This window comes from Caballeronia terrestris (assembly GCF_001544515.1).
GTDB classification, from domain to species: domain Bacteria; phylum Pseudomonadota; class Gammaproteobacteria; order Burkholderiales; family Burkholderiaceae; genus Caballeronia; species Caballeronia terrestris.
Map to the genome: position 1 here is coordinate 1 of NZ_FCOL02000249.1, position 2,745 is coordinate 2,745.

General features: G+C 57.6%; 3 protein-coding genes and 1 pseudogene. 1 reads left to right on the forward strand and 3 read right to left on the reverse strand.

Annotated elements, in window-relative coordinates:
- Window positions 1-179: 179 nt before the first annotated feature.
- Window positions 180-332 (reverse strand): hypothetical protein, encoded by a 153-nt coding sequence (locus AWB67_RS41175; protein ID WP_159965128.1) that lies wholly within the window; start codon window positions 330-332, stop codon window positions 180-182.
- 220 nt (window positions 333-552) lie between these two features.
- Here AWB67_RS41175 and AWB67_RS36035 point away from each other — a divergent pair, with 220 nt between their 5' ends.
- Window positions 553-876, forward strand: a complete 324-nt coding sequence (locus AWB67_RS36035; RefSeq protein WP_087660641.1) for a hypothetical protein — start codon at window positions 553-555, stop codon at window positions 874-876.
- 80 nt (window positions 877-956) lie between these two features.
- Here AWB67_RS36035 and prpC read toward each other — a convergent pair whose 3' ends face one another.
- Both prpC and AWB67_RS36045 read right to left on the reverse strand, forming a co-directional pair.
- Complete coding sequence (prpC, locus tag AWB67_RS36040) at window positions 957-2,123, reverse strand: bifunctional 2-methylcitrate synthase/citrate synthase (protein WP_087660642.1); 1,167 nt, start codon at window positions 2,121-2,123, stop codon at window positions 957-959.
- A gap of 254 nt (window positions 2,124-2,377) precedes the next feature.
- Window positions 2,378-2,671, reverse strand: a pseudogene (locus AWB67_RS36045) (transposase); the annotation flags it as partial.
- Window positions 2,672-2,745: the final 74 nt, after the last annotated feature.

Consider the following 2,745-nt stretch of genomic DNA (forward strand, 5'->3'; position numbering starts at 1 on the left):
CGGTGCCGTGGTCAATCAGAGCGTTAATGTAATCGCTTAGATGGGTTGAGGACATTCGGGTCCCCTTGCTGCTCGTCTCATCACCTGACTGTGCGTGAGGACTCGGGTCCAGCGATATCGATCCATGAACCCGTTGATCTCTTGGATTAAGCCATCTCCTTAGCAAAGCGCGAAAATGATCAGATCAGTTCCACGCGTTCGCCGACCGTGCGAACAAGGCAGCGATGGCCGCCATATTTGGGTTCAAATGGCCAGCCGTCGCGAGAGAAGGGCGCGCGCGCCAACGTGGCGAGCATCAGGTCTTTCGCATCAATCAGGGGAATGGCGCTCACGCGGGCAACAGCTGGCACTGATATAGGCGAGCTTCGGCCAGTCGAACGCATCCTTGCTGATCGTCTTCTGGTCCCATCCGCTGTAGGCGCAGAAGTGCTGCACGGGAAGGGAACTGGACGCAAATCGCGCTAATAGGAAGACCAGGCAGAAGATGGCTCAGAGGGATCGCGCGTGGACGCGCCCCGGGACGTTTGATATCACGCAGAACAGACAAGACATATGAAATCTATCTCCGCTCGTGTCATCGACTTTCTTGGCGATCTTCACGCCATGGATCATATGAGTTTGACTCCACCGAGGAATGCCGTCATCGACCTTCAGTCCGGCATTATTTATGAAGAACATGCAGATTGGCCTGATGGAGAGCGTCTGTCGGCAGAGTTGCCATTAGGCAAGAAAATTACCGTATCTACGCACAAGTTGATGCAACATTTGATCGTGCGTCATGCCGAGGCTATGGCCGTTATCGAGAACACGAAGGTTCGCGCTCAGTACGACGGTGTTTGCGACCAATTGAGCCGCAAGACGGGCTTCGGTGAATAACGCGTGCAATTCAATGGTTCAACGGGCTAATGGTCAGGGATAGCGCCAACGCTCAGTCAACGACTACCCTTTTTTCACGGTCAGCGCTTGGCGAGCGGCACGAACGGCAAGTCGTCAGGCCCCGTGTAGTTCGCGCTCGGGCGAATGATCTTGTTGTCAATGCGCTGCTCGATGATGTGCGCGGCCCAGCCCGAGGCGCGTGAGATCACGAAGAGCGGCGTGAACATCGCGGTCGGCACGCCCATCATGTGATACGACACGGCGCTGAACCAGTCGAGGTTCGGGAATATCCTCTTGGCTTCCCACATGACCGTTTCAAGGCGCTCGGCAATATCGAACATTTTCATGTTCGATGCCTCTTGCGAAAGCTTTTTGGCCACTTCCTTGATCACCGGACTCCGCGGATCGGAAATGGTATAAACCGGGTGGCCGAAGCCGATCACGACTTCCTTGTTCTCTACCCGTCTGCGGATATCGCTCTCGGCTTCGTCCGGATTCTGATAGCGCGATTGAATCTGGAACGCGGCTTCATTGGCGCCGCCGTGCTTCGGTCCGCGCAGCGCGCCGATCGCGCCGGTGATCGCCGAGTAGAAGTCCGAGCCCGTGCCAGCGATCACGCGGCCGGCGAAGGTCGATGCATTGAATTCGTGTTCCGCGTACAGGTTCAGCGACACGTGCATCGCGTCGACCCACGACTTTGACGGCGCCGTACCGTGCAGCAGATGCAGGAAGTGACCGCCGATCGAATTGTCGTCGGTTTCCACTTCGATGCGGCGGCCGTTGTGCGAGTAGTGATACCAGTAAAGCAGCATCGAGCCGAGCGAGGCCATCATGCGGTCGGCGAGGTCCTTCGCGCCCGCGATGTTGTGATCGTCCCTCTCAGGCAACGCCGTGCCGAGCACCGACACGCCGGTGCGCATCACGTCCATCGGATGAGCTGACGCGGGCACGCATTCGAGTGCCCCCTTCACGTTCGCCGGCAGGCCGCGCAGCGCCTTAAGCTTCGATTTGTACGCGGTCAGTTCGGCTTGCGTCGGCAGCTTTTCATGCACCAGCAGATGGGCGATTTCCTCGAACTCGCAGGCGCCCGCGAGTTCGAGAATGTCATAGCCCCGGTAGTGCAGGTCGTTACCTGTGCGCCCGACAGTGCACAGCGCCGTATTGCCCGCGGTTATGCCCGACAGAGCGACGGACTTCTTTGGATTGAACGTGCCTGTAGTCGGCTTGTTGCTGTCTGCTTCGCTCATGATGAGTCTCGTCTCCAGGTGCAAAGGTTATTTCTTCGTGGCGAACAATGCGTCGAGTTTGTCTTCGTACGCGTGATAACCGAGATACTGATACAGGTCGTTGCGAAATCACCAGCGGGCTGCTGCGCCAGTGTCTGCCCCGAGGCACAGTCCTTTTAGGTCTACAGTCAGGACGAGCTCGACGCCCTCGCCGAGAGGTGGCGCCGTTGGTTCGGACAGTCAGATCGAGTTTATAAGTGGAAGCGCCGGGGTCATCAAGCTGCCGATTTGATCGCTGGCAGTGTCGCGAAGTATGCCTCATCCGGCGTCTGATCGGACAGACTCGAATGAGGTCGTTTCTGGTTGTAAAGATTCAGGTAATCGCCAATAGAACGGCGGGCATGACTGACCGATTCATAGGCCCTCAGATACACCTCTTCATATTTCACGCTGCGCCAGACACGCTCGACGAACACGTTGTCGCGCCAGGCACCTTTGCCGTCCATGGACAAGCGAATGCCCCGGCGGAGCACCGCGTCGGTGAAGTCTGTCGCTGTGAACTGGCTGCCTGGACGCCCTTCTAAAGGTCAAGGGGCAATTTGAACCTGTCCGATCTGGCGGTTGCGCTGCCGGATTACGGAAT